This is a genomic window from Tenacibaculum xiamenense (assembly GCF_964513065.1).
GTDB lineage: Bacteria > Bacteroidota > Bacteroidia > Flavobacteriales > Flavobacteriaceae > Polaribacter > Polaribacter xiamenense.
Genome location: NZ_CAZEQU010000038.1, coordinates 103,203 through 128,776, shown reverse-complemented (window position 1 = coordinate 128,776; position 25,574 = coordinate 103,203). Strand labels below are relative to the sequence as shown.

Annotated in this window: 21 protein-coding genes; 6 read left to right on the top strand and 15 right to left on the bottom strand. The window is 32.2% G+C overall.

The annotated features are described in order from the left end of the window. Positions 1-10: 10 nt before the first annotated feature. The 5 genes from yidD to ACKTTV_RS17600 form a co-directional block, all read right to left on the bottom strand. Complete coding sequence (gene yidD, locus ACKTTV_RS17620) at positions 11-250, bottom strand: membrane protein insertion efficiency factor YidD (RefSeq protein WP_408032188.1); 240 nt, start codon at positions 248-250, stop codon at positions 11-13. Next, a complete protein-coding gene (cysS, locus tag ACKTTV_RS17615) occupies positions 251-1,732 on the bottom strand; it encodes a cysteine--tRNA ligase (RefSeq protein WP_408032187.1) in 1,482 nt (493 codons plus the stop codon). 183 nt (positions 1,733-1,915) lie between these two features. Then, positions 1,916-2,827: a PLP-dependent cysteine synthase family protein gene (locus tag ACKTTV_RS17610; protein ID WP_408032186.1), complete on the bottom strand. Its 912-nt coding sequence runs from the start codon at positions 2,825-2,827 to the stop codon at positions 1,916-1,918. Between the two features lie 34 nt (positions 2,828-2,861). Then, the gene (locus ACKTTV_RS17605) at positions 2,862-4,217 is read right to left on the bottom strand and encodes a sulfatase-like hydrolase/transferase (protein WP_408032185.1); all 1,356 of its coding nucleotides are present in this window, start codon (positions 4,215-4,217) and stop codon (positions 2,862-2,864) included. After that, the gene (locus ACKTTV_RS17600; protein ID WP_408032184.1) at positions 4,186-5,409 is read right to left on the bottom strand and encodes a cytochrome-c peroxidase; all 1,224 of its coding nucleotides are present in this window, start codon (positions 5,407-5,409) and stop codon (positions 4,186-4,188) included. The genes ACKTTV_RS17605 and ACKTTV_RS17600 overlap by 32 nt, the downstream gene beginning before the upstream one ends. A gap of 797 nt (positions 5,410-6,206) precedes the next feature. Between ACKTTV_RS17600 and ACKTTV_RS17595 the strand changes: the two genes are divergently transcribed. Continuing rightward, entirely contained in the window at positions 6,207-6,401 is a 195-nt protein-coding gene (locus tag ACKTTV_RS17595; protein ID WP_408032183.1) for a cold-shock protein, read from the top strand. Positions 6,402-7,057: 656 nt separating this feature from the next. On the opposite strand, the gene ACKTTV_RS17590 is transcribed toward ACKTTV_RS17595, so the two are convergent. From ACKTTV_RS17590 to ACKTTV_RS17545, 10 genes are all read right to left on the bottom strand, one after another. Then, positions 7,058-8,983, bottom strand: a complete 1,926-nt coding sequence (locus ACKTTV_RS17590) for a T9SS type A sorting domain-containing protein (protein WP_408032182.1) — start codon at positions 8,981-8,983, stop codon at positions 7,058-7,060. Then, positions 8,976-9,680, bottom strand: a complete 705-nt coding sequence (locus ACKTTV_RS17585; RefSeq protein WP_408032181.1) for a hypothetical protein — start codon at positions 9,678-9,680, stop codon at positions 8,976-8,978. The genes ACKTTV_RS17590 and ACKTTV_RS17585 overlap by 8 nt, the downstream gene beginning before the upstream one ends. A 99-nt stretch (positions 9,681-9,779) precedes the next feature. Next, entirely contained in the window at positions 9,780-10,436 is a 657-nt protein-coding gene (locus tag ACKTTV_RS17580) for an SIMPL domain-containing protein (RefSeq protein ID WP_408032180.1), read from the bottom strand. Positions 10,437-10,465: 29 nt separating this feature from the next. Further along, the gene (locus ACKTTV_RS17575) at positions 10,466-11,077 is read right to left on the bottom strand and encodes a hypothetical protein (protein ID WP_408032179.1); all 612 of its coding nucleotides are present in this window, start codon (positions 11,075-11,077) and stop codon (positions 10,466-10,468) included. A 721-nt stretch (positions 11,078-11,798) separates the two neighbouring features. Continuing rightward, a complete protein-coding gene (locus ACKTTV_RS17570) occupies positions 11,799-13,358 on the bottom strand; it encodes a fibronectin type III domain-containing protein (protein ID WP_408032178.1) in 1,560 nt (519 codons plus the stop codon). A gap of 66 nt (positions 13,359-13,424) precedes the next feature. Beyond that, the gene (locus ACKTTV_RS17565) at positions 13,425-14,591 is read right to left on the bottom strand and encodes a helix-turn-helix domain-containing protein (RefSeq protein ID WP_408032177.1); all 1,167 of its coding nucleotides are present in this window, start codon (positions 14,589-14,591) and stop codon (positions 13,425-13,427) included. 69 nt (positions 14,592-14,660) lie between these two features. Then, on the bottom strand, positions 14,661-18,527 hold the full coding sequence (locus ACKTTV_RS17560; RefSeq protein ID WP_408032176.1) for a hybrid sensor histidine kinase/response regulator transcription factor: 3,867 nt from the start codon (positions 18,525-18,527) through the stop codon (positions 14,661-14,663). A 451-nt stretch (positions 18,528-18,978) separates the two neighbouring features. Next, positions 18,979-20,577, bottom strand: coding sequence for a CCDC174 family protein (locus tag ACKTTV_RS17555; RefSeq protein WP_408032175.1), 1,599 nt, complete (start codon positions 20,575-20,577; stop codon positions 18,979-18,981). Beyond that, entirely contained in the window at positions 20,534-21,115 is a 582-nt protein-coding gene (locus tag ACKTTV_RS17550) for a hypothetical protein (protein ID WP_408032174.1), read from the bottom strand. The genes ACKTTV_RS17555 and ACKTTV_RS17550 overlap by 44 nt, the downstream gene beginning before the upstream one ends. Further along, positions 21,108-21,656 (bottom strand): RNA polymerase sigma factor, encoded by a 549-nt coding sequence (locus ACKTTV_RS17545; RefSeq protein ID WP_408032173.1) that lies wholly within the window; start codon positions 21,654-21,656, stop codon positions 21,108-21,110. Before ACKTTV_RS17545 ends, ACKTTV_RS17550 begins: the two co-directional genes overlap by 8 nt. A gap of 182 nt (positions 21,657-21,838) precedes the next feature. On the opposite strand from ACKTTV_RS17545, the gene meaB reads away from it, so the two are divergent. The 5 genes from meaB (at position 21,839) to ACKTTV_RS17520 (ending at position 25,454) form a co-directional block, all read left to right on the top strand. Beyond that, positions 21,839-22,930: a methylmalonyl Co-A mutase-associated GTPase MeaB gene (meaB, locus tag ACKTTV_RS17540; RefSeq protein WP_408032172.1), complete on the top strand. Its 1,092-nt coding sequence runs from the start codon at positions 21,839-21,841 to the stop codon at positions 22,928-22,930. A gap of 280 nt (positions 22,931-23,210) precedes the next feature. After that, positions 23,211-23,561, top strand: coding sequence for a tRNA-binding protein (locus ACKTTV_RS17535; RefSeq protein WP_408032171.1), 351 nt, complete (start codon positions 23,211-23,213; stop codon positions 23,559-23,561). After that, a complete protein-coding gene (locus ACKTTV_RS17530) occupies positions 23,542-23,952 on the top strand; it encodes a hypothetical protein (protein WP_408032170.1) in 411 nt (136 codons plus the stop codon). Before ACKTTV_RS17535 ends, ACKTTV_RS17530 begins: the two co-directional genes overlap by 20 nt. Before the next feature lie 52 nt (positions 23,953-24,004). Beyond that, positions 24,005-24,724, top strand: a complete 720-nt coding sequence (locus ACKTTV_RS17525; protein ID WP_408032169.1) for a helix-turn-helix domain-containing protein — start codon at positions 24,005-24,007, stop codon at positions 24,722-24,724. A gap of 88 nt (positions 24,725-24,812) precedes the next feature. Beyond that, positions 24,813-25,454: a peroxiredoxin-like family protein gene (locus tag ACKTTV_RS17520; RefSeq protein ID WP_408032213.1), complete on the top strand. Its 642-nt coding sequence runs from the start codon at positions 24,813-24,815 to the stop codon at positions 25,452-25,454. Positions 25,455-25,574 lie beyond the last annotated feature (120 nt).

Genomic DNA, 25,574 nt, shown 5'->3' with positions numbered 1-25,574 from the left:
GTATTTTATATTATTTTTTATTTTTCTTTTCCGGAACTGGATCATAACCACTTCCTCCCCAAGGATGACAACTAAAAATACGTTTTATAGATAGCCATCCACCATAAAATAATCCATGTTTTTTCAAGGCTTCTATCGTATAATGAGAACAAGTTGGTGTATACCGACAACTCGAAGGTGTATACGGAGAAATAGCCGTTTGATAAAAACGAACCAAAAGAATGAATGGGTATGTAAGTATTTTTTTCAATTAATTAATTGTGAAAGTTGTTCCTTCTCTTCCATCTTTTAATTGCACACCTAAAGCTTGCAATTCATCACGTATTTGATCAGATAAAGCCCAATCTTTATTTTCTCTAGCTTCTTTGCGCAGTTTTATTAATAATTCAACCGTACCATCTAAGGTTTTCGTGTTTTGCTGACCTGTTTCGGATACTAAACCTAATACATCAAATAAGAACGTGTTTAGTGTATTTTCTAGTATTTCTAAATCATCAACAGAAATTGAAGTTTTATTATCCTTTAATAGGTTAATAAACTTCACTGCATCGAATAAATGAGCGATTAAAATAGGTGTATTAAAATCGTCATTCATTGCATCATAACATTTCTGCTTCCATGCATTTACATCAAAACCAGAAGTAGTTTTTCCTCCACTTAGAGTCTTTAAACTCTTAACCGCTTCCATTAACTTATTAAATCCTTTTTCCGAAGCCAATAAAGCCTCTCCAGAAAAATCTAAAATACTTCGATAATGAGCTTGCATAATAAAAAATCGAACAACTCCTGCACTAAAAGCTTTTGGTAAAATATCGTTTTCTCCAGTTAAAATTGCTTCTGGTAAGATATAATTACCTGATGACTTTGCCATTTTCTGGCCATTTAACAATAACATATTCGCATGCATCCAGTAATTCACTGGTTGCTCTCCTGAACAAGCATGAGACTGAGCAATTTCACACTCATGATGAGGAAACTTTAAATCCATTCCTCCACCATGAATATCTATTTGTTCACCCAAATATTTCGAACTCATTACTGAACATTCTAGATGCCATCCTGGAAAACCATCACTCCAAGGAGAAGGCCATTGCATAATATGACGCTCATCAGCTTTTTTCCAAAGAGCAAAATCCTGAGGATTTTTCTTATCCGATTGTCCATCTAATTCTCTTGTATTATGAATAGCGTCTTCAACGGTTCTACCCGATAAAATTCCGTAATGATTATTTTCATTATACTTTAGTACATCAAAATATACAGATCCATTTACTTCATAAGCAAAACCTTTATCCATAATTTCTTTAATCATTTGGATTTGCTCAACAATATGTCCTGTAGCTGTAGGTTCAATACTTGGAGGTAAAAAATTATACAAACCAGTTACCTTATGAAAATCTACAGTATAACGCTGTACTACTTCCATAGGTTCAATTTCTTCTAAGCGAGCTTTTTTCGCAATTTTATCCTCTCCAACATCAGCATCGCTTTCTAAGTGACCTGCATCAGTAATATTTCGAACGTAGCGTACTTTATATCCTAAATGTAACAGATAACGGAATACCATATCAAATGACATAAAGGTTCTTACGTTTCCTAAATGCACATTACTATATACTGTAGGTCCACAAACATACATCCCTACCCTCCCTTCTGTTACAGGTTTAAACACTTCTTTGCTTTTAGATAACGAGTTGTATATTTTAAGTTTGTTTTCCTTAAATAATTCCATAGATATAATTGCATTTAACAGTCGCTAAGATAGGTACTTTATAAAGAATAGAGAAATGGAATTTTAGTGAAGTTTTTGTTAAAAAATTATGGGTTGTTACAATAAAAAACATCGTTAAATAAATTTTCTTTGCTACATTTTATATACCCGTTTCTTGTTATCTATCATGGGGTGTTTTAAAACTTATTTATATAAATCTCCTTGTAAATACTTTAACCCTGAATCGCAAATTACAGTGACAATTCTTTTCCCTTTTCCTAAAACTTTAGCTCTCTCTATTGCTGCCCAAACATTGGCTCCTGAGGTTATCCCTCCAAAAACCCCTTCTTTTTTAGCTAAAACTCTTGCTGTAGTATAAGCATCTTCATCTTTTACTGCGATTATTTTATCGGCCAAATCTAATCTGCAAATTTCAGGAACAAACCCTGCTCCCATGCCTTCTAATCTATGAGTTCCTGAAGTGTCTCCTCCTGATAGGGTTCTTACATTAAATGGTTCAATGGGGATACAGTTAATAGATGGTACTTCTTTTTTAAATATTTCAGCATTCCCCGAAAAACAGCCTCCTGTTCCAACTCCTGCAATAAACTCATCTATATCATTACCTAAATCATTTAAAATTTCTTTGGCCATTGCATGATAAGCTATTTTATTATCTAAATTCTTAAACTGATTCGTGTAAAATGTATTTGGTTTACTCGCTATTTCTCTGACTCTTTGAAGAGCTTTGTTGATAACATTTGCCGTAATTTTTCCATTTTCACTAGGGATCAGTTCTAATGTTGCCCCAAAAACTTTCATCGTTTGAAGTTTTTCTTTGGCAAAAGCATCCGATGAAACAAAGTGTGCTTTGTATCCTTTTGCTGAACATATCATTGCTAGAGAACTTCCAGTGCTTCCACCTGTATAATCAACAACAGTACCTCCTGGCTTTAAATCTCCTCTTTTTTCAGCCCCTTCAATCATTGAAAGAGCCATTCTATCCTTCATACTTCCTGTAGGGTTGGCTCCTTCATACTTTACGTAAATATCGGCCATATCTTCGTTCACTAATTTTTCTAGTTTGATTAGCGGCGTATTCCCTATCCCCTTCATAAATTAAATTTTAAATTAGTTTATAGCAAGGTAATTAATTTCTAATTTTCAACAATTCTTCCTCTAATTTTTCTTTTTCTGAAGTTTCATTTCCATTAAGAGTACCTTCTAGAAGATTTTCTTGTTCATATGGATCATTTGTTAAGTTAAAAAATTCTTTTTCCCCATTAGCATTTACAACAAGCTTAAAACTACCATTACTAATTGTCCATGAATCTGTGGTATCATTATTTTTTTCAGAATACTGAAACTCTCTTGTTTGGTTTCCTAAGGAAAGAAGTGATTTAAAACTCTTACTATCGTTAATTTCTGTAGTAGCCCCCCCTGCTATTTCCGCTATTGTAGCGAACAAATCTGTGCTTGATACTATATTATGATCACTCCCTGTTCGCGATACCTGTGCTCCTGAAACAATCATAGGTGTGTTAATTCCTCCTTGATATAGGGTTCCTTTTGCTTTATTAGATGCATAGGGAGATTGGGCTGCCTGATTAGGTGTTCCGTTATCGCCAAGTACAATAATCGTTGTATTATCCCTTTCTTCTGCAGATAGACTGCTTAAAAGCCTACCTATTTGGTAATCCATTGCCTCAATAGCTGCCATATAATATGGTAAAACATCTGCTCCACTCGTATACTCTCCCAATCCTTGTTGTGAATGCATTTCACTTGGAGGTAAATGAAAAGGAGTATGAGGTGCCGTATAAGCTAACCATAAAAACCATGGCTTTGATTGCTCAGCAATCCAATCAATTGATAAATCTGTAAATTTTTCTGTTATATAATTGTTCTGGGTAGATGTTGCTCCATCTTCTGTTAATTCCCATTGAAAATAGTCTGCTGTTCCAGAGATCACCCCAGCATAATAATCAATTCCTAAGTTTTCAGGATTATATGTACGGTTATTACTTCCTGCTAGATGCCACTTTCCAATAACTGCGGTTGAATACTTATTGTTTGTTTGCTCATTAATATGCTTCTGAAGTATGGTTTCTGAATCATTTAGAACATCTCCAGCCCATTTTACTCCTGTTCTATAACCGTATTTGCCCGTTATAATAGAAGCTCTGGTAGGCGAACATGTGGGGTATACCCAAAAATTATTGAATAACAATCCTTTATTTCTAAGCTCATTTAAGTTTGGAGTATTGGGCTTTATAGTTCCTTCTGAATAACCTGACAAAGCATCTTTTCCTAAATCGTCCACAATAATTAATAAAATATTGGAATTTCCTTCTTCAGTAGGAGTCGGAGTTGGATTAGAAACCTCTTCATTATCCTTTCCACAAGAAAGGAATAATAGACCTACGATAAATAATAATGTATAAATTCTCATCGGTATTGTATTAAGCTTTTTACTAATTTCTAAAAGGATCACTGTACTTTTCATCTGATAACATTTCATAATCGGTAAGCGTTTCTAAAAAGGCAACCAAGGCATCCTTTTGAGCTTGAGTTAGATTAAGTCTTACAGGATTGTCATCCGACCCTAACAAAGGAGGTCTTAAATTCATGTGCTTCTGAATACCCGAATTGTAAAATTCAATTACTTCTTGCAATGTTGCAAAGCGTCCATCATGCATATACGGAGGTCTAATTGCAATATTTCGTAATGAAGGAGCTTTAAATTTCCCTATATCATTTGCATTGTTTGTAGTTTCATTAATTCCTAAATCATCTGTAGAAACAGCATCTAAACCATTGGTTACTGATGTCGTTGTTCCTAAAGGTCCATTTGGTATTGGTCCTACAAACGCTTCAGAAACATGACAACCTGAACAATTTACTCGATCTCCACTACTTGTTTCTAAGGGTAAATAAAACAAGGTTTTCCCTTGATTCTCCTGTTGTGTAAAACCTGGAAAATTATCGGTAGGCGATTGTACTTCACTCCTTGCAATATCGTATTTAGATGTTGTGCTTACCATACTTCGAATAAACTGAGACAAAGCCTTTGATATTCTATCATTAGTAATTACATCATCGCCAAAAGCAGCTTCAAAAAGTTGTGGATAGTAAGATTGACTTCCTACAATTTCTTCTAACTGCTGAAGGGTTAGCCCCATTTCAACTTCATCTTGAAATGGCATTAATACCTGGTCTTCTAAGGTAGCGGCTCTTTCGTCCCAGAAAAATTTACCACTATAATAAAATCGAGCATTAGTTAAGCCCATAGAATGTCTTCTCGTTCTTCCTCCATCAAAACCTTCACTTAAAACATCAGGGTCTGAAAAACCAAATTCTTGTTTATGACAGGAAGCACAAGCTATTGTTCCATTGGCACTTAATTTCTTATCATAAAACAAGACTCTTCCTAAGGTTGCTCCTTCATTTGTAATAGGATTATTTGAAGGGGTATTATCAAACTCTGTTGCTGCATGCTGAAACGGAGATTGAGGACTAAAGGCATTATTAGTATAATGTTCTGGTAACGGCATATTAGCATAGTTAAAATATTCGTCAGGTAAATTTAGCTCCTCTAAAGGGTCCTGTTCAACTGGTGTATAAGTATCACTATCTTTTGAGCATCCTGTTATGAATAATGAGAGTGTAATTAAAATGCTTACTACAATTCTTTTCATCGGTATATTATTTTGTTAGTTGTGTAAAGCCATTAACATGTTATAATCCATTATGAAGAATAGAATTACCAGTGCTAATTTTACACAGAACGGTGTTACAATTTTATTTGACCTTTAATTTTCCAAAAAGTTTAAACGAATTGTTTTTTCTTTAAAAATTGTTGTTTTTGTTGAGGATTGATTTGAAAACTAGTATCAAAACAACTTGTAGTAAGTTTCTTATAGCGCTAAGAAGTTACAAAAAAAAGCTGAACAAACAGCTCTTTATAAAACATTTCAAAAATGTGTCTTAACTATATTACCAATGAACTAAGGATAAATGAAAGTCATCAAAATAATTGGCTTAGTTAACTAAAAAATAATTACTGCAAATCTATTTCGGATATGTTTGCTTGTCAATTTCGAAAAAATCTCATCATAAACTATTTCTGAAATTGAAAAAGAGCTCAGAATTGAGCTCTTTTTTTATACAAGGTCTTTTAATTTTTTCAAACTTAAAGGAAAATACTAAAGTAATTTTCTCCTAAAGAAAATAAATAACGAAATAGCCTTAGTTTATAATTTTAAAAGACTTATGTTTGTAGTGTTCAATAAGAACGGCTATCAATTTTAAGGTATTATTTAGTAATTAGTTTTTTGAGTTTATACTCTTCTTGCCTTTTTTTATTTCATTATTCCTTTATTCTTTTTAGTGTTTTTTGATAACATTAAATGTACTCATTATTCTTACGAAGAATGAAAATTTATAGTGTTCTAATTGAACGAAAAAATAATTAATAACATAAAATTTAATACCCATGCAAGAAGGTACAGTAAAGTTTTTTAATGAATCAAAAGGATTTGGATTCATCACATCATCAGAAACAGGAAGAGATGTTTTTGTTCATAACTCTGGATTAATCGATAATATTAGAGAAAATGACAAAGTAAGATATGAAACCGAACAAGGGAAAAAAGGAATAAACGCCGTTAATGTCGAAGTTATTAGATAATTAGTTGACTCACTAATTATCTATTTTTTTATTATAAAATGTTATAATTAAAATTGAAAGATTGCCTTTTTTGGGCAATCTTTTTTATTATATGAGACACAGCACCTTCAAACCAGTTATTTAGATATCACATCCACTTATCTATGAAATAGATACATTCATCTTTAAAACCACCCTATACAACTTATTTTTAAACAAAAAGGCTTTTTCAAAACTATCTTTAAGGTATTAAATATAAAGTACCCCCCGAAATTATTTAACCTTAAATGAGAAACGAGCATCCTTAAAACTCTTTTCTCATTTCTTCTTTTATAACTATTTTTCATTGATGCTCACATTTAGTTCTTTTCTCCATATTTTTTCTATGATACTTTAGATAAAATAGAAATTGAACTCTTTAAAATTAGAAAAGATAATCTTAAATAGAAAAACAAGTAAAACCATTCATCGATAAATACGTAGCACTTATCTTTTTAGTATTCTCATATAACTTTTTTTGAATAAAGTAAAGCTCTTTCAATGTATCTTTATAACATATTAAATAATAGTACCCCCGAAATTATTTAACCTTAAGAAAGATACAACAGTATAAGACCTTAAATGAGAAAATGAGCTTTGACAAACTCTTTTTCTCATTTCTTTTTATTCGAAAACACTTATTTAATCAACTTATACACTCTACTCTTTTTACTCGTTTTTATTTGAAGTAAGTACATTCCATTCTTAAAATCACTCGTATCGAAAATGTTATTGAATGAGTGTAATTGACTTTTAAAAACCGCTTTGCCTACTAATGTTACTATTATGATCTCTACTTCTTCCTTCAATGGAGTTTCAATAGAGAGGAAATTTTTAAATGGATTAGGGTATACCTTTACTAAATCAATCGATTCTTCCTTTTGATTTGACAATGTTTCATCTACGTATTCAAAAGCACCTACATCTTTATGACTATCTAACGGACGACTGACATTTATCGCATCGAAGAATACAGGAACGCTATTATCTCCTGAGTTTACCCCTGGACTTTCTCCTGTTAATTGATAATTGAGTATATCATTAATATGACTATCTGCCTCGTGAATCACTTCCAAATAATTAGGTACTACTGTTAATATGTTATTATTTTCGTGTACATTAGAACTTCCCGATACTTGTAAAATCACTCCCATATCACTCTCCGGAATCGACATTAAATTATTGCGGATATTTACATTAGCTGAATTTTGAACCAACACCAAACGCCCTAGTGTTGCCGAAAGATCGGCCGAAGGTCTCCAATTAAACGTATTATGATAAACGGTAACATCCCCTGAAACAACTCCATTCCCATCATTATGAACGCGTACCGCATTCGTATGGCCATCAATTATATTGTTTCTAATAGCTACCTGAGTAGCCTCTATATTAATTGCACTGAACGCATTCTGAAAATCCTGACCAACATAATTGATGCTATGTCCAATATAATTCCCTTCAATTGTAACTAAACTAATTGCATCTGTTGCTGATGCATTTTCTGGGTTCACTTCCAATATCCTATCGATCTTATTTTTGTAAATTACCACATGTCTTTGACCATCACCTCTTATTGTTATTGCTGTTTTTGTATCATTGATTCTTGATAGCGTATTATGCGCTATAAACTGCTTTTCTCCACCTTGTATTCGCATACCGTGTTCGGGTTGAGGAGCTCCTATTAAATTATCAATTATATTGTTTACAAAAGAAAATTGTGAACTATCTCCAGAAAATACTCCTATAACTCCTGTATCGTGTAAATAACAATTAAAAATACCCAAAAGAGAAGATTCATCCTGATAAATGGTTCTTCCAGTTGCCCCCTCCATTTCGACGCGAAGTCCCAAAATATCGGTAGAATTATTTTGAACATCTAAGCATCCAGTTGCAAAAGCATTATTAATTTCTAAGTGTAAATCTACCAAAGCGATTCCCTCCGAGTTATCAATAAAAACCACCCAATTTTCATTGGCTTGAAGGACAGGTAATTCACCTTCTCCATAAGCACCAATAATCATGGAACCTCCATGAAGATTATTTAGGCTTTCAGTTATATTGGGAAATATTCCTCCCCGTTCAAATAAAATTCTGGTATTCGTAGTTAATTGCTGAAAGGCATGATTGGCAGTTTGCCAAGCAGTATCTTCTGTTAAACCGTCATTGTTATCATTCCCATTTTCAGAAACATAATAAGTTATTCCTGAAAATGGCAATACCGATATTTGAATTGTCTCTGTTTCAATATTTCCTTCAGGGTCGCGAGCTGTGCACTCTACAGTATAATTCCCAGGTTCTTCAAAAACAAACCCTGAAACCATTCCTTTCGCCTTTGATATTGTCGTTTCTTGTACCAATCCAGTACTATCAAAATTCCACGAAAAGTCAGTATTTATCAAGTCTGTTCCATCTTGTAAACCTGAACTTTCCGTGGCATCAAAAAAAACATATAGAGGTGCCGTTCCAGAAACCGAACTTGCGTTTATCTCTAGGTTTATTTGACCTTTAAGGTTTAAACATCCAAAAATTAGGATGATTAACAAATATTTTTTTTTACTAATCATTTTCAAATTTCACTAAACCTTCCTCTTTATCTACTTCATTATCTGGAGTTATTCCAATTCCCCATTTCCCTTTTATTTCCATTTTTGGGATTCCTTCTTTTCCGTACAAACGACCTACGATAACATAATTTTCATCTGGTTGGCTTTCTCTGGAATACTTAATAGTTATTTGAGATCGATTCATATACCATTCACCAAAGGCAATTACATTTGTTAAAGGAACATCGTTCCACATTGTTGTACTTCCATTTTCCTCCAGCCTCATAAAAGTATCGTAGGTTACTATGGAATAATCTATTTCTTCGGGAACCTCATCACTGAATCCCCCTACAAAAAAACCTTTCTTAAATGAATTCTTAATGATTACAATTACTGATGCTTCAGAACTATCTCCCACAGCCGTTACCTCAATCTTATTTTCACCTAATGGTAATCGTTTGTTCCAGCTTAGCACTCCAGTTAAACTATCCAGAAAAACTACTCTCCCTACAAATTCATCACCATGAAACTGTCGACTTGTTGCTTTAAAAAAGCCTTTATTCTGATTCCAGTTAACAGTTGGTTCAGCTGTTTCTCCAGTCGTTAAAAAATCAACTTCTATAAGCTCTTGCTCATAAGAAATATTCAATTTATCAACTTCATCTTCTTTACTACAAGAAAGAAGTATTACAAAAAAAACTATAACTATTCTTTTCATTTGTTTATTTTTTTACTGTTATTTCAAAAGTCAATACGGTTTAGCAAAAAACTTTCTCAAGATTAAAAAACCAATTAGGACTCTTTCTGTTAATCTCAATTACTGAACACTATAAATCACTTCGAGATTGTAGATATACTCACCTATTGGGCGGTCATAATAGATATAATTTTCTATAGGAATTACATCCAATCTATTATCCGAAACCTCAAGAACTTTATCGAGTGTTTTACCCATTGCCCTAGCTATTAATTTTGCCTTATATTCCGCAGCGTCAAGAGCTTTTTTATAAAGTTGAAACTTCTCCTTTTCGTTTAACCTTATAAGAGCAACCGATTTTAAAATATTTAATCCAGAAGTATGTATATTTAAGAAAAGCCTCATTTGTTCAACAGAAGATGTTTGAAACTCATATATTCTCCCTTCTATATCTATTCCTGATTTTAATACTTCATACCCAAATTCGTAAGGTTTTTCGCTAAACATTGACCAAGAGATTCCCTTACTTTGAAGTTGCTTTACGTATTTCTGTTTCACCTCTTCAAAACTAATAATGGCTGTATCAGACTGCCCTGAATAGTACTGTTTAACATCACTTATACTGATTACAGCTTTTAATAACGGATTCGCATCAACATGAACCGCTCTACCTTGAACCTTTATTTGAGTTCTTTTTTCTTGTGATGTTGCAGTTGTTATTCCCAAAAACAGGAAAACGATTAATAATAGAAACTGCAGAACTTTATTTTTTCTCATTGAATACGATCTTAAATTACACTACCTCTCTACTCGGTAATTCCAAACAACTGGACGATTTGCTCATAACTCATTTCTTCATAATCATTACGGCTACTTCCAACATCTTCGCCACCTGGCCTTCCAGCTGAAACACCTCCTGGTATAACTACATATCGATACGCATCAAAAAAACCGAAAACATTCGTTCCTCCATCTGTAGTACTCACCCTAACTCTGATACTTGTACCTCCTGTAACTCCAACTATTGTAAAATAGTAGTACTCGTTCTGAGAATGTAGTGTAAATGGTAGTAAATACACTCCTGCATTATCTCCCGAGTCTCGTCTTCCGTAAACTAGAGCAACATCTGTATCACTGTTAAATTCTGAAGTGTTTAAAACACCCAATCCCATCAAGTTGCTCGCTTGGGCTCCATCAAGCAAATAATCAACAGGGAGCCATGCTGAATACACTACATTCGCTGTTCCTGTTTCTCCTTGCTCTCCCTGTTCGCCTTGTTCCCCTTGAGGTCCTTGCTCTCCTTGAACACCTTGTTCTCCCTGAGGTCCTTGTGGTCCCATTTCTCCATCATCTCCGTTACATGACACCATCCCTAAAACCAAACACACAATTGCTAAATACTTTACTGTTTTTTTCATTTTTTTTGATTGTTTATATTCACTAAACCAAAGTTACCTCTACGATAACACTAGAATGTCCTATTTGCTTTAGTTTCAAAAAATCAGGACATATTATTATAATCTTATGAAGTCATTCAGACTTTTTTGGTTGAAATAAGAAATAGCTGTTTTTTATTCGTTTTGAAGCTTATGACGAAAACATAACTGCACTTCGCTTTATTTTTTAACAGGGAAGCATGTAGATAGAAAGCTCATTAGTACTCCATTATCCCCTTAAAGCGAGTCTCCTTTTTTATAAAATAGGTACTACACCTGTGCGGCAAGACTCTGTTACTTCTAAAATTGGCGTTACATCAGTGCAACAAAACTCTGTTGCTCTAAAACTGGTGTTACATCAGTGCGGCAAGACTCTGTTACTTCTAAAATTGGCGTTACATCAGTGCGGTAAGACTCTGTTACTTCTAAAATTGGTGTTACATCAGTGCGACAAGACTCAGTTAACCCTAAAATTGGTGTTACATCAGTGCAGCAAGACTCAGTTAACCCTAAAACTAATAGTTCATCACCGCAACAAGACTCTATTAACCTTAAAACTAGTAGTACACCAGTAAGTTAAAACTCTGTTAACCTTAAATACGTAATGAACAAGACCTAATCTAACGGACAGTTTTAAATACTGCGGTTTAAGTCTTGTTCATTACATTAACGCGGATAAAAATTATGAACTTAAGGGGGAATTTTATTTATTTAATTTTAATGCCCAAAAATTGTAGTCACCAGTTTCTCCTTCTCCTTCACCAGAAATATTGGTGTACCAGCTTCCTCCAACCAAAAAGTTCCCCTCAGTATCTTCAGTAACTGAAGCTCCATAATCATGCCCAGTACCACCATATTGTTTATGCCAAGTTATATTGGCTGAAGCATCTAATTTCACAATCCAAAAATCATACCCTCCATTATTACTGAATGCATCACCTGTAGAAGTTGTGCTTCCAGTTGCAATAATTCCTCCATCGGAAGTCGGACAGATACCTTCAATATAATCTGAACCTGTACCTCCGAAAACTTTTGTCCAAACATGATTTCCAGATGCGTCTAGTTTAATAAAAACGGCATCCGACTCGCCTGAATTACCAACGATATCTCCATCATTAGAATCTGATGAGCCTCCTATTATAAATTCTCCAGAAGTTGTTTGTACCAACGATTGTCCCCAATCATTCTGACTTCCTCCAAAAGTTTGAGTCCATAAAAGCTCTCCTTCTGAATTTAATTTAGACACCAGAATATCTCGTTTCCCTAGAGCGTTCTCAGTAGATCCTACAGCAATAAAATCACCCTGCGAAGTTTCAGAAACTCCCCAAGCTAAATCTCTTTGCTCATTACCATATACACGCCCCCATTCAAAAGTTCCATTTGAACTTAATTTAACAACCCAAGCATCTGATTGGCCACTTACCCCATTTTCGGTAGAGCTTGTATATCCTGCCACTACGCACCCTCCGTCTTGCGTTGAAGAAATTCCTTCCACGATATCGTCTTTGTCACCTCCTACTGAAGTTTTCCATAAAACATCACCAAATGAGTTGGTTTTGACAACCCAAAAATCACGCATTCCAGAATTTTCTGTAACATCAAAATCATTAGAAGCTGAGAATGCTCCTAAAAAATATCCGCCATCATTTGATTTGGCAATATCATGGATAACATCTTGTTTTGATCCTCCATAATTTTTTTTCCATTCAATTTCACCTGAACCATCTAATTTCACTAACCAACAATCGTAACTCCCTCTATTTATCGAAAAATCACCATCTTTAGAAATAGAACGACCTGCGACGACATACCCATTATCTTCTGTTGCTAAAACGCCTAGTATATTATCATTTTTACTACCTCCTAATGATTTCTGCCATAAAACACTTCCTGATTCCGGACTTATATCAAATGTGTTAAACATAAATGTAGCCGAAGTTTCCCCACCATTTTGATCAGAGGCAACTACTGTACCTTCATGTTGTGTATTGTGAATTAAATTATGTAAATCGTACGTTGTTTCTTTAATATTCTCAACAACTGTTGTGTTATTAATATAAATAGAATACATAACTTCATCACCATTAGGATCCATCACTTCATCCCATTCTATTCTTGCAGAATTCGTTGTTACTTCTACAACCTTAACTTCAAAACTATTAGGTGGTTTATTATCATTTGCCTGTAAAACCTCATCTTTTGAGCATCCAAAAAAAAAACCTATCACTCCAAGTATTACAAATATTTTAATTAATTTCATCATTACTTTTTTATCAAAAGTAACTTCCTTTGAAAGTAACAATATCCTAGATTTTTTAGTTTCAAAGAATCAGGACTTCTTTATAACTTTAGCGCGATACTGGCTAGGCGAAACACCTGTATGTTTTTTAAAAGCGTTGTAAAAAGCGGATTTCGAATTAAAACCAGCTTCCAACCCTATTGATAAAATAGTGTACTGTGAAAAATGATGGTTTTTTATTTTTCTCTTTACATCTTTTACACGATAAGCATTTAGAAAATCAGAAAAGTTACATCCTTGAAGTTTATTTATAATTTGTGATAAATAATTAGCACTAATATTCAATTTTGAAGCCACACAATTTAAACTTAGCTTACTATCTCTATAGATTTTCGATTTTTCCATTAGTTCAGTGGCCTGTTCAAAATAAATATTGTCATGTTTTATTTTAATTCCTTTTTCATAAATTTTTTGAATTTTCTTTTCAATCAAATTTGCTAATAATTGAAATAGAAACAAATGGTTTTTTGTATAAAAATTCGGGATACTACTTTCAGAATCTAAAACTCCAATCACTACTTTGTTAACCACAATAGGCACTGCTAATTCAGATTTTCTCAATGCATCATCTACAATATATCTATTATCCATGCTAGTATCATTTACTATCTGATAAACCCCTTTTTGAGCAACGGCACCCACAATTCCTTCTCCCATATTAATCGTGATTGGGCTTAGTACTTTCTGTTCTGCTCCATTACCTTTATTACCAAAAGCAGCCTTTTGGATAAGTTTATCATTTTCTACATAATAAATAACACAGTCTTCTAAACCTAGGTGAGAAATACAGTTTTCTACAATATCCCAGAAAACAGATTCTATACTATTCTTATTAAACAACGATGTGGCAAAATAAGACAGAATTGTTAAGGTTTCGGGTAAAGTTTCTTTGATTTGCTTTTTATATCCCTTTGGAATTATCGTATTTTTCATTGATGGGCAGTCATCAAAATAATCAATACTCCCTTTGCAACTGAGATCAATTTTTAAAATACTAGGGGCAAATTTTGAGCTATAACTTAATTGTAATTCTGGTACTCTTGATAAGGACTTTACCATCAAGAATAAGATAGAGATAATGATTAAAAAAACTTGAAATTCCATAACGACAAATGATTGATAATTTAACTTTAACTTTTCAATAGTTAAAACTAGTTTTATCAAACCACGACTACTTGCACTCTCGTTACAAAACATGGTAATTTAGTTACATCTCACTATTTATAAGGCTTTAAACACAGTTAAAAAGAGCTTCTCTACTCCTTTTTACAACTGCTCTTTATATTCTGATGGAGTTTTATTTACTTCTTCAGTAAATACTTTTGAAAAATAAGATGGATCTTTGAACCCAAGAGAATATGCTATTTCTGCTATGGTAATATCCTTTTGTTTTAATAGCTCTTTCGCCGTATCTATTTTTACTTTTCTGATATACATTGAAGGCGAATACCCTGTTAGATTTTTTAATTTACGGTACAATTGCACTCTATTAAAGTTCATTGTCTCGGCCAACTCAGGAACTCCGAAATTTTCGTCATGAATATTTTCTTTAACAGATAAAAGTACTTTCGAAACAAAAGTATTTATTAGCTCATTTTCAGATTTGGAATGTATATTCTGTTGGTATTTTAATTGTAACTTCTTTCTAAGGTTTAACAAGTTGCTTACTCGAATTAATAATTCATCATTATCAAAAGGTTTCGTAACATAGGCTTCAGCACCAACTTTTAATCCTTTCAACTGATCTTTTTTGGACGACTTCCCTGTTAACAAAATCAGAGGTATATGACTGGTAATTTCTGTTCCTTTAATTTTTTCAGCTAATTCTATTCCGTCCAATTCTGGCATTGCTACATCAGAAATAACTATATCGGGAATATGTTTCTCACATTGTTTCCATGCCTTTTTTCCATTTTCACAGCTTATTACATTATAATATGGCTGCAAACTTAATTCCAAATACTTTCTTATTTCACCATGATCTTCAGCAATTAATACTGTAGAAAGATTTTCTTCAGTTTGATCAGTAACAACCTCGTCGATATGTAAAGGAGTAGTTAAGTTTTCAATATTACCCATTGTAATGATGAATTCTGTTCCATGGTTTTTATCACTAATAACGTTTATTTCACCAGCTAATAAGTTCACCAACTCTTTGGTTAAAGTTAAACCTAACCCAACTCCTACAGAACTTTCTATATCTTCCTTTGTAAATGGGTTAAACACTTCTTTCATAAACTCTTTAGACATTCCTTTACCTGTATCTTTTATACTAACCAACAACCTTCTAAGTTTATCAAAATATTGAACATTGACATGAATTTCTCCTTTTTCTGGAGTATACTTTATTGCATTTGAAATTAGATTTGTTATAATTTTTCTCCATTTATCTTCATCGGTGGCTATCCATAATGAATCGTGAGAACTTGTTAATGTAATTTTCATATTCTTATCTTCAGCGAGCGATCCAAAAGAGTGAACCATATTTTTAATGAATGAGATAAAATCAAAATCGGTTATATGGGTACTCATTCGATTGTCTTGTATTTTTGCTATTTCAAGAATTTGTTCTACCTGATTTGAGAGATAACTTGACTGATTATGAATGCTTGTAAGATGTTTGTTCTGGAAAGTATCTGAATTACCACTCGCTATTTTTAATTGATGAATTGCGTTAAAAATAACCGTTAAAGGGCTTCTGAATTCATGAGCTATTCTATGAAACCATTTATTTTTTGATTCAGACAGTTCTTTTGTTAGTTCATTTTCTTTTTTTGCTAGTCTTTTCTGTAATTGTAAATTATACAAAGTATAAGCTAAGAGTAGCAACAATAAACCATAAATAAAGAGTGCTGTATTTGAATAATACCAAAAAGGAATCACAGTAACAGGAATACTCGGATATTCTATAATCCAACGGTTATCCTTTTGAAATGATTTTACTTTAAGCTTATAGTCTCCCTTTGAAAGATTTGACAAAGTTAATACTCCATTACTTTGTGGTGGTAACCAATTTTTGTGGTAGCCCTCCAAGAAGAAGGAATATCGAACATCTTCTGACTTTTCATAAGTAAGTGTTTTAAATTCAAATGAAACTATATGATCTTCCGGTGCTACTCTAAACGTGTTTATTCCATTTTTACAAGGAAAGTTAAACTCTTCAAGTGTATCTTTTTTATACTTCTTGTATGACTCTAATACTAAGTTTTGCTTTTCCTTTTCAACAGGTTTAAAATCATCTGGATGAAAATAATGAAGTCCATTTTCACCGCCTATCCAGATAAAACCATCTTTATTTTTATAGATAGATCCAATAAGCATTCCATTACCAAACAATCCATCTTCTTGGGTGTATCCAATAAACTTTCCATTTTTATAATTTATAATCCCAGCACTCGCTGTACTGAGCCATAACCCACTATTTTTATCAGAAGTAATACCATAAATTTTATCACTTACCATTGATTCATCTCTAATAAATCGAGTAAAATTATCTTTAGTATCATCATACAAATTCAATCCACCATCGGTTCCCACCCAAATGTTTTGATCTACATCTTCATGAAGCGCTTGAACTATATTCGAACTTATACTATTGTTATCTCTTAAGTTGTATTGGTATTTTGAAATTTCGAAGTTATTATCTATGATATCGCTTACATTCTTTATTTTATACAAACCACCTCCAGATGTAGCTAACCACAAATTATCGTTCTTATCTAAAAGCATATCAATGATTCCTATATTGCTTTTTTTTAAAATTGGAATGTTTTTAAACTCATTCGATTTTAAATCTAAAATTGTGATTGACCCCCACTGCGATATCCAAAGTCTGTTACTATTGTCTTCTAGTATTTTCCAATCGGAAAATCTTCTTAGGTTTTCATTCTCAATATATTCAATACTTTCGGTTTGTGGATTAATTTTAAAAATAGCGGGAACATTGCTTTCTGTTTTTCCAAAAGCATATAAATATTGATCACTGGCTATACAAAAAGATCTAAACTGCTGACCGCTGAGTTTGCGTTTTACATTATTTATTTTATCCCAAACAAATAACCCTTTGTTATTGGAAAACCAAATTTTCCCATCAGTTTCTGCAATTTCTCTTACAGCACCAACATTATTTAAATAACTATGTCGAAAAGGTTTATGCGCGATCAATTGAAAAACACCTCTATTGGTTCCTAGCCAATAACTCCCCTCTCGATCTTGAAACATACAATTAAGTCTTAAAGTTTCCTCTAGTTTTACCTCTAATAACTCTTTTATATTATACACTGTTGAATCCTTAAAATCATCGGAAAACCTATACAGCCTATCTCCTCCATTTATCCAAAACCCCTTATTTTTATCTTTATAAATAAATGGTTTACTATTAAACAGCGTTTTATAATTACCATTAAATTTTATCGCTTCTTTAAACCAATTTTCTTTGTTTCTTTTTAGTAAGTATAACTCATTTTCACTACAAACAACATAGGTATCTTCAGAAATCTTGTTAAAACTAACAACATTAGAGTTAAGTTTATGAATAAAATGTAATCGGTTGCTTTCTAACAAAGAAAGCTCTTCTGATTTAGATACTAAAACCTCATTTTCTACTCTTTGAATATTAGAAACTCTTTTGCTAAATTTTAAAGTAGAATTTCGTTTCTTAGGATCAAAAGAATACACTCCATTTGAAGAAGAAATTAATAATTGTTCGGAGTCCAATTTTAAAAGTTTGTGAATAATCACAGCCTCTTTTTCTTCAGGACCAACAATTTTTAAAGAAGAAAATGTTTCTTTATACAAATCAAATTCGTCAACTCCACCACCATAAGTTCCGACATAAATTTTGTCATTAAGTTGTACAATTGATCTCACCCAATTAGCTTTAATCGCCAATGAATCTCCTGGAATATATATATAGGGCTTAAACTTTTTCCCATCAAATCTGTTAAGTCCATATTGGGTGGCAAACCATATATAGCCATCTTTATCCTGAGTGATATCAGAAACCCAATCATTGGACAATCCACTATTGGTATCGAAATGCTTTACATTAAAAGAAGTATAATTCTGCGCCAAAGCACAGTTTACCACTGAGATGAAAATGGTAATGGCATAAAATATATGTAAGCTTCTCAAAAACAATTACAACCTCTTTAATTTCATTCCATAAACTTACAGAGAATATATGTAATTATACTATAGCAATTTTATTTAACCCTTGAAAAAAACGCATTTGTCGATTAATCGATCGTTTAATGGTTTACCCAATAACTAATAATACTCATCCTTTAAATCATTCTAAGTATCTAAAAAGTGAAAAGTAACCTTTAAAACCTTCTTAATTTTAAATTGTATTTAAGAAAGAGATTCCCTAAAATATAGATTCCCATAACATAAAAAAGAGCTCATTTTTGAGTTCTTTTTTTATTAGCATCTTTTGAAAGGCTCGACTTACGAAGTTTTTTTGGTGTGTTTAAAAGAATGCTTCCCTTTAAAATTTCTAAATTGAAGTATTCTACTAATTAAAGTTTTTCATAGATCTATTAAAATACAATTAGCAATGTTTATTAAGTTTTAAGCAAACAACCTACATTTCCTTAACCCTTAACTGAGAATATTTCCCTTTAATTTGAATTTTATTATCCTTTGATGTTAAGCTAAAAGTTCCATTTAACTTTTTTTCACCATTCTCCATAGTAAGTTCCATAGAGGGTCTGTTTGGAAACATAGGAGATTTATTATTAATAGTATATATAATTTGATCGTCAATTACAGTTCCATCAATAACTGCATTGGAATAATTTAAGTAAACCTTTAAGGTATTATATCCTTTATGAATTTTTTGAATATCAACATCTCCGAAGCTATTACTTACTTGCACATCTTTGTATAAATTCCCTATTAAAATATCAGATGACTTTGAATCAACAATAGTTTCAGTAACCGATGCTAACTGAGCATCGGTTACATTATTTAAAAACAAAGAACAAGCGTTTAATGAATTGATTATTACAGGTGAAAATGATACATTCAATTTACCTCCGTTAATCGCATCTGCTTTAAACGAACCATAGCTAACCTTACCAGAAGCTTTGGTTTTTGGTAACTTCACCTTACAGTGACGTGTATTTAAATCGAAAGTAGCTCCTTTTGGCACTTTGATTGTAATTTTTTTAGTGATCTTAACTTTTTTCCCATTTACAAACAAGTCATTCGAATCACCTGGAGGGAAAGAATACACAAAAGTATTTCCATTTTTACTTACTAATCTCGCCTTTTCAATAGACTCTCTTATTTCTTTAGAATTAATTTTTTCAATTGCTTTTCGTGCTTCTACAAAAGCTTTTCTTTGTTCAATTAAAGCTTCCCTTTGAGCTTCACGAGCTTTTAACAACTCTTTTTTATGCTCTTTCATCGCCTTTCTTTGCTCCTCTCGAGCTTTCATCAACTCTTCTCTTTGCTTTTCTCTTACCTTTCTTAACTCTTTTTGTTTCGCTTTTAATTCTTTCTTAATCTTTTCTTGCTGCTTTTTAAGCTTTTTATATTCTTTCGATTTTTTAAATTTTTCCCATTCCTTTTTTGAACGAATTTTCACATCATTAACACCGTCTTTCCACTCAAAAAAATAGGTATTTCCATCTTTTGCATACTTATCAAAATCGAATGCTATTTCTCCAATTTCTGGGATAATAACTTCTCCCAACTCCATTTCAGGAAAATCTATTTCTGGAATAACAACTTTTGAACTAATAATTTCCCCGAAATCAACCTCTGGAATTTCTATCATCTTAATATCTCCGGGAAATATCTGTTTACCTTCATTAAAAACAATAAAATTATCCTTTCCAAAAGTTCTATATCTTCCTTTGTTCGCTCTTACCTCTATTTTAGATTTATTACCTAAAACCTCGAAATCCCAGTTATCTAAATATTGTTGAGCTTCCTTTTTTTCAAGCCCTTCTACTTCAATAACGGCCTCTACAGCCACTTCATTTTTATCCCATGTAGTTACATCAATCTCAGCATTTGAAGCATTAATATCAATTACTACATCTTTATTAGTATAAAACTTCTCGTTAAATTTCTTCTCTACTTTTTGTGCCCAAACACCGCCTGTTATCAACAATAAGAGCACACTTAGTTTAAATGGTTTGAATGTCATTTTGATTTGGATTTTTAAATTCATGTAATTGTTTTTGCATACGTTTTAACAGCTGTAAACGTAATTGCAGATTTCCAATCAATGCATTGATAGTATCATCGTTAATCCCTTTTGTATTGAGCTCATCGGTTAACGATTTATATTCTTTGGTCAATTCCTCTAACTGAGCAATATAACCATCAAAAAGTTCTTTATTTTCTTCTGTCAATTCTAATTGACTTAACTCATAATTTATCTTGTTGATATAATAAGATTCTACTGTTTTTAATTCTGGCGATATACTCCCCAAACTAATACGTTGAACATTTGAGTTCACCTCTTCACCATCTTGTTTAATAGGCTGGGGATCAACTGCAACAGTATTCACATATACCTGAAATGTTACTCCTAGCAACAATACAATTGAAGCTGCAGCAAGTAACCATTTGTATGAGAATTTCTCCTTTTTTTCTTCATGAAGCTCTTTCATTAACTTTTCCTGAAAACGACTTCTATGGTTACTAGATAATTTCTCCTTATTACTAGTATTATCCTTTAATATCTCCCTAATATCTCTATCCATAATACGAGGTTTTTAAATGTTCTTGTACTTGTTTTTTTCCTCTCATTAAATGAGTTCTTGAGGTCACCTCCGAGATTCCCAAAATTTGAGAAATCTCATTATGATCATATCCTTCTAACAGATATAAAGTGAGTACAAGCCTATATTTTTCTTTCAACTTATTAATACTGCCAACAATTTCGTCGTAGCCTACTTTCGATGTAACCTGCCAATCATCATCTTCAATTATGGTAGTTATCTCCTCGTTTATAGGTACAACTGCTAGCTTTTTCTTCTTTAACCAATCAATGCTTTGATTAATAACTATCTTTTTCAACCAAGCTCCGAAAGCTACCTCTTCTTTATATAAATTTATTTTTTTAAAAGCCTTTATAAAGGCATCTTGCATTACGTCCTCAGCTTCATAAGTATCCTTTACATACCGTAAAGCAACTGTATACATAGCATCGCAATACAAATCATACAATTGCATTTGTGCTTTTGCATCATTTAATTTACATGCCTCTATGATGGGCTGATGAAGCTGTTTAGTCACTCTCATTTTTGGTTTCTTGCTCTAATAGACGACACTTTTTTTACTGCGTTGCATTTTTGCCTAAAATTTTCTTTTTAAATTTACATTATGTAGCGTAGATATGAAAGTAGCGTTCTTTTTTTACAATCGATACTCAAGAAGTTACTTATCTTTTTATGACTACACAACAACAACTGTTCATCACACAAATGGCAAAAAAAAACAAGTCTGCACTTACTGAAAAAGATGGTGTTTCACAACCTGAAACTACTAGTAAATCTTCAGCTGAAAAAATTAAGTTTAACAGAAGAAAACAACCTTCTGTTACCGAATTCGTTGAGAAAATATTATCTGGTGATATCACTTTCTTAAGCAGAGCCATTACCTTAGTTGAAAGCACCAATCCAAAACATCAGCAAAAAGCAAATGAAATTTTAGATGCTTGTTTACCTCATGCCAATAATTCGACGAGAATAGGAATTACGGGAGTTCCAGGAGTTGGTAAAAGTACATTTATTGAAGCTTTTGGTAAATATTTAACTTCTTTAGGTAAGAAAGTTGCTGTACTAGCAGTTGATCCAAGTAGTTCCATTAACAAGGGAAGTATTTTAGGGGACAAAACCAGAATGGAACAATTGGTTACGGATGAAAACGCCTTTATTCGTCCCTCTCCTTCGGGAACATCTTTAGGTGGAGTTGCCCAAAAAACAAGAGAAAGTATTATTCTATGTGAAGCTGCTGGTTATAATACTATTATTATTGAAACTGTTGGTGTTGGACAATCCGAAACGGCTGTACATTCTATGGTGGATTTCTTTTTACTATTAAAACTGGCAGGCGCTGGCGACGAGCTTCAAGGAATTAAAAGAGGTATTATAGAAATGGCTGATGCTATTGTTATCAATAAAGCTGATGGAGATAATACTAAAAATGCCAAAATTGCCAAAATTGAGTTTAACAGGGCATTACACTTATACCCTCCAAAGGAAAATGGCTGGACTCCAAAAGTAATGGTAGCTAGTGCACTCGAAAACAAGGGTATCGATGCTATTTATAGTATGATTGATGAATACATTACTGACAACAAACGAGAGCTCTTTTTCGATAAAAAACGTAATAATCAAAATAAGTTCTGGTTACTTGAAACTATAAATCAAAAATTAAAAGATAATTTTTATAATGACCCCAAAATAAAAGAATTATTAAACAATGAATTCTCCGAATTAGAAGAAGGTAAAACCACTCCTTTTAGTGCAGCAAGTAGATTACTGGAAGTATCCAAGAATAAAAAAAAGGTTTAAAAACCGCAAGTTTAAACCTTTTTCTCTTCATTCCGGTATTTCTTTACCTCTCAATCGTTTTAATAGTAAAACTCATTATTAACATTTCAAATATCAAAAAATAATAGTTTCAGTATAAAATAAAATTACTTAGCGTCGTATTTATAAGAATAAACGTAGTTAAAAAAGGTATGAATGTATTGAGTAGAGAAACCAACTTCAATCACTTCTTATTATTTAACATTTTTCTGAATAACAGTCAAAGGAAAAAACATGTATTTTTGATAAAAACTACACCAAAATGAGCGATACAAATAGTAATTTAATTTCTTGGACGGACTTTACTAAAGTGGATATGAGAATCGGGACAATTATTCATGCCGAAGTTTTCGAAGAAGTAAGGAATCCAGCCTATAAAATACAAGTAGATTTTGGTGAGTTTGGTATTAAAAAAACCTCAGCTCAGATAACGAAATTATATCAACCTGAAGACCTAATTGGTAAACAAGTTGTAGCCGTTGTCAATTTTCCTAAAAAACAAATTGCGAATATTATGAGCGAGTGTCTTATTCTAGGTGGTTTAGGAGATGAAAAAGAAGTAACTTTATTAAGCCCTGAAAGAAAAGTAAAAAATGGAACTAAAATTGCTTAATAAAAAAACAAAAATTTCACCCAAAAACTTATTTTTAATTGATGGTATTGGAGCTTTGTGCTCTGCCTTCTTCTTAGGTATTATTTTCACTCAATTTAATAAACTCGTTGGAATTCCTATTTCAAGTTTATACGTACTTGCCAGCATTCCTTGCTTTTTTGCTTTATTGGACGCTTATTTTTATTTTAACAGTAAAAGAAAGAGTCATATCAATTTGAGAGTTATTGCTCTTTTTAACTTTCTTTATTGTATTATATCCTTAATTTTAGTGGCTATCCATCGAGACAAACTAACCTATTTAGCTTGGGCTTATATCCTACTCGAGCTTTCAATTATATGTGTATTGATTTTTTGCGAATTAAAAGTAGCAAAGCAACTTTCCAAAACGTAAGTTTCACTCAAAAAAGCGACTTTTTAATTCTATAATTTCAACTGAAGCTTTTATGTGGTCTGTACAAAAATTAGAAAATCAATCTAACTACACTGGTTTAGATTTAAACATCCTGTTTATGATTGCAGGTGACATATCAATTCAATCGCAAGAAAACACTTATAAAATTCCTAAAAAGAGTTTTTTTTGTTTTGAAAACACCTTCAAGGTAACAAGTGTGTCTCCTTTTTATGAAGGTTATATTTTAACTCTCAAAAAAGAATTTGTAGAAGATTTACTCCCTTTGCTTTCTTGCTTTCCGAACAAACATAAGACCAATAACTTAAACAATATTCAACTAGTAAAATCACTCTTGTTATCATTATCCTCTGAAAAAAAGGACAACATTGCATTAATTCATAGTTACTTAACCATCATATTTGAAAAAATTGAAGAAAGTTTTCTCCAAAAAGATAAAACTTCAATTGTCAAAAACTTCATAAACCTTATAGAAGAAAACATTGAAAATAATTATTGTGCTGCTACCTATGCGGAAATGCTTAACATTCCGCTAAAAAAATTGATAAACGAGGTTAAAAAAGAAACCAATACAACTCCTTGTACAGTGATTAGCCAGCAAGTTATTAAAAAGGCTAAAGAGCTATTAATAGCTACAAAAGACTCAAGCAAAACAATCGCCTATCAATTAGGCTTTCGAGAACCTTATTATTTTATAAAATATTTCAAACGAAATGTTGGAGTAACACCAACTCAATATAGAAAACAGCATTAGGAAAATATGACATCTTTTAGACAAATTTCACATTTTTTCGCTTCCTATTCTAATTGATCTTTGTCTTATAATTATTAAAAAAGATAGAATTATGAACTTAATAGAAGAGTTAAAAGCCAAAAAAGAGGCATCATCAAAAGCCATTCCTAAAGAAAAATTAGAAATCATGGCTCGAGGTACAGAGGCCTTAAAAAATAATAGTTTGTCTGAGAAAGCTTTAAAAGTTGGAGATTTAATTCCGGATTTTGAATTACCTAATGCTTTAGGAAATAAAATAAGCCTTAAAAGCCTCCTTTCCAAAGGATCAGTTGTAATTTCTTTTTACCGAGGAGGATGGTGTCCATATTGCAACATAGAACTTCGTGCTTTACAAAACTTATTACCAGAATTTGAAAAATATAATACTTCTCTGATAGCTATTTCTCCAGAAACTCCAGATAATTCGTTAAACACAGTTGAAAAAAACAATTTATCATTTGAAGTTTTAAGTGATATCGATAATAAGGTAGCCAAGCAATTAGGACTCGTTTTTCAATTACCAGATGATTTAAGAGAGGTTTATCATTCTTTTAATATTGATGTACCGAAACATAACGGAAATGAAGATTATGAACTTCCAATGCCCGCTACTTATGTTGTAAATTCTGAAGGAATAATAAAATACGCTTTTGTTCCTGAAGATTATACTGAAAGAGCGAACCCTGAAGAAATACTAAAGAATATCAAGTAATTATCTAAAAAATAAAGAAAAGGCAGTAACCAAAAATTACTGCCTTTTTTATTAAATAATATCCCTAAATTTACTTTCATAGAAAAGTTCAGAGATATTTGTTTAACACGATAATCTCTC

Excerpts from the sequence above, each read along its gene's own strand:
- cysS (WP_408032187.1), bottom strand. The coding sequence starts at position 1,732 with ATGGAATTATTTAAGGAAAACAAACTTAAAATATACAACTCGTTATCT.
- ACKTTV_RS17610 (WP_408032186.1), bottom strand. The coding sequence starts at position 2,827 with ATGAAGGGGATAGGGAATACGCCGCTAATCAAACTAGAAAAATTAGTG.
- ACKTTV_RS17605 (WP_408032185.1), bottom strand. The coding sequence starts at position 4,217 with ATGAAAAGTACAGTGATCCTTTTAGAAATTAGTAAAAAGCTTAATACA.
- ACKTTV_RS17600 (WP_408032184.1), bottom strand. The coding sequence starts at position 5,409 with ATGAAAAGAATTGTAGTAAGCATTTTAATTACACTCTCATTATTCATA.
- ACKTTV_RS17595 (WP_408032183.1), top strand. The coding sequence starts at position 6,207 with ATGCAAGAAGGTACAGTAAAGTTTTTTAATGAATCAAAAGGATTTGGA.
- ACKTTV_RS17590 (WP_408032182.1), bottom strand. The coding sequence starts at position 8,983 with ATGATTAGTAAAAAAAAATATTTGTTAATCATCCTAATTTTTGGATGT.
- ACKTTV_RS17585 (WP_408032181.1), bottom strand. The coding sequence starts at position 9,680 with ATGAAAAGAATAGTTATAGTTTTTTTTGTAATACTTCTTTCTTGTAGT.
- ACKTTV_RS17580 (WP_408032180.1), bottom strand. The coding sequence starts at position 10,436 with ATGAGAAAAAATAAAGTTCTGCAGTTTCTATTATTAATCGTTTTCCTG.
- ACKTTV_RS17575 (WP_408032179.1), bottom strand. The coding sequence starts at position 11,077 with ATGAAAAAAACAGTAAAGTATTTAGCAATTGTGTGTTTGGTTTTAGGG.
- ACKTTV_RS17570 (WP_408032178.1), bottom strand. The coding sequence starts at position 13,358 with ATGATGAAATTAATTAAAATATTTGTAATACTTGGAGTGATAGGTTTT.
- ACKTTV_RS17565 (WP_408032177.1), bottom strand. The coding sequence starts at position 14,591 with ATGTTTTGTAACGAGAGTGCAAGTAGTCGTGGTTTGATAAAACTAGTT.
- ACKTTV_RS17555 (WP_408032175.1), bottom strand. The coding sequence starts at position 20,577 with ATGAATTTAAAAATCCAAATCAAAATGACATTCAAACCATTTAAACTA.
- ACKTTV_RS17550 (WP_408032174.1), bottom strand. The coding sequence starts at position 21,115 with ATGGATAGAGATATTAGGGAGATATTAAAGGATAATACTAGTAATAAG.
- ACKTTV_RS17545 (WP_408032173.1), bottom strand. The coding sequence starts at position 21,656 with ATGAGAGTGACTAAACAGCTTCATCAGCCCATCATAGAGGCATGTAAA.
- meaB (WP_408032172.1), top strand. The coding sequence starts at position 21,839 with ATGGCAAAAAAAAACAAGTCTGCACTTACTGAAAAAGATGGTGTTTCA.
- ACKTTV_RS17535 (WP_408032171.1), top strand. The coding sequence starts at position 23,211 with ATGAGCGATACAAATAGTAATTTAATTTCTTGGACGGACTTTACTAAA.
- ACKTTV_RS17530 (WP_408032170.1), top strand. The coding sequence starts at position 23,542 with ATGGAACTAAAATTGCTTAATAAAAAAACAAAAATTTCACCCAAAAAC.
- ACKTTV_RS17525 (WP_408032169.1), top strand. The coding sequence starts at position 24,005 with ATGTGGTCTGTACAAAAATTAGAAAATCAATCTAACTACACTGGTTTA.